General features: G+C 68.7%; 1 protein-coding gene. It reads left to right on the top strand.

All coding sequences use genetic code 11. From position 1 onward, the window contains the following. On the top strand, positions 1-1,748 hold a 1,748-nt coding region (locus tag AC5RUJ_RS15730), incomplete at both ends, for an Rne/Rng family ribonuclease (protein WP_494156184.1).

Raw genomic sequence — 1,748 nt, forward strand, 5'->3', positions numbered from 1 at the left:
ACCGCTCCGAGGCCGAAACCGGCAGCGACGAGGCCGGCAGCACCGAAGACAGCGACGAGGCCGCCGAAGCCGCCGACGAGGGTGCCGCAGGGGAGAAGGACGGCGTGACCTCGCGCCGCCGCCGCCGTCGCCGCCGCGGGGATGCCGATCTTGAACTCACCGGCGGGGCCGACGACGACCCGCCCAACACGGTCACCCGGGTCCGGGCACCGCGGCCGATCACCGAGACCGCCCCCAGCAACAAGGTGGCGTCGGTCAAGGGGTCCACCCGGCTGGAGGCCAAGAAGCAGCGCCGCCGCGAATCGCGCGAGACGGGCCGCCGCCGCCAGGTCATCACCGAGGCCGAGTTCCTGGCCCGCCGCGAATCCGTCGACCGCCAGATGGTGGTCCGCCAGCGCGACGACAGGATCCAGATCGGCGTGCTCGAAGACGGCGTGCTGGCCGAGCACTTCGTGTCCAAGACCCAGCAGGACTCGTTGATCGGCAACGTCTACGTGGGCAAGGTACAGAACGTGCTGCCCAGCATGGAGGCGGCCTTCATCGACATCGGCCGCGGCCGCAACGCCGTGCTCTACGCCGGCGAGGTCAACTGGGACGCCGCACACCTCGACGGGCAGCCGCGCCGGATCGAACTCGCGCTCAAGTCCGGCGACTCGGTCCTGGTGCAGGTCACCAAGGACCCGGTGGGCCACAAGGGCGCCCGCCTGACCAGCCAGATTTCGCTGCCTGGCCGCTTCCTGGTCTACGTGCCCGGCGGCTCCATGACCGGCATTTCCCGGAAACTGCCCGACGTGGAACGCAACCGGCTGAAGAAGATCCTGAAGGAACATGTTCCCGACGGCGCCGGCGTGATCGTCCGCACCGCGGCCGAGGGCGCCAGCGAAGAAGAGCTGATGAACGACATCAACCGGCTGCGGGCGCAGTGGGAGGGCATCGAATCGCGTGCCGGGTCCACCAAGACGCTGGCACCGGAGCTGCTCTACGCCGAGCCGGACCTGACCATCAAGGTGGTCCGCGACGTGTTCAACGAGGACTTCTCCAAGCTGGTCGTCTCCGGCGAAGAAGCCTGGGACACGATCGAGGCCTACGTGACCTATGTGGCCCCCGACCTGGTGGACCGGTTGGAGAAGTGGACGTCGGAGACGGACATTTTCGCCGCCCAGCGGATCGACGAGCAGATCCACAAGGCGCTGGACCGGAAGGTCTTCCTGCCCTCCGGTGGTTCCCTCGTGATCGACCGCACCGAGGCCATGACCGTGGTGGACGTCAACACCGGCAAGTTCACTGGCTCCGGCGGCAACCTGGAAGAAACCGTCACCAAGAACAACCTGGAAGCGGCCGAAGAGGTGGTCCGCCAGCTGCGGCTGCGCGACATCGGCGGCATCATCGTCATCGACTTCATCGACATGGTGCTGGAGTCCAACCGCGACCTGGTGCTGCGCCGGCTGGTGGAATGCCTGGGCCGCGACCGGACCAAGCACCAGGTGGCCGAGGTGACCTCGCTGGGCCTGGTCCAGATGACCCGCAAGCGCATGGGCACCGGGCTGCTGGAAGTCTTCGGCGAGCAGTGCGAGCATTGCGCCGGCCGCGGCGTGATCACTCACGACGAGCCGGTGGAACACCGCCGCCCCGCCGCGGCCACCGAGCACCACCAGGTTCGCATCGAGAAGCGCTCCGAACGGCAGTCGCGCAGCGAGAAGCGCCGCAACCGCGGCCAGGGCGGGCAGGAGACTGCCGCCGAGGCCCCG

The sequence above is a fragment of the Arthrobacter sp. Y3223164 genome (assembly GCF_059091005.1).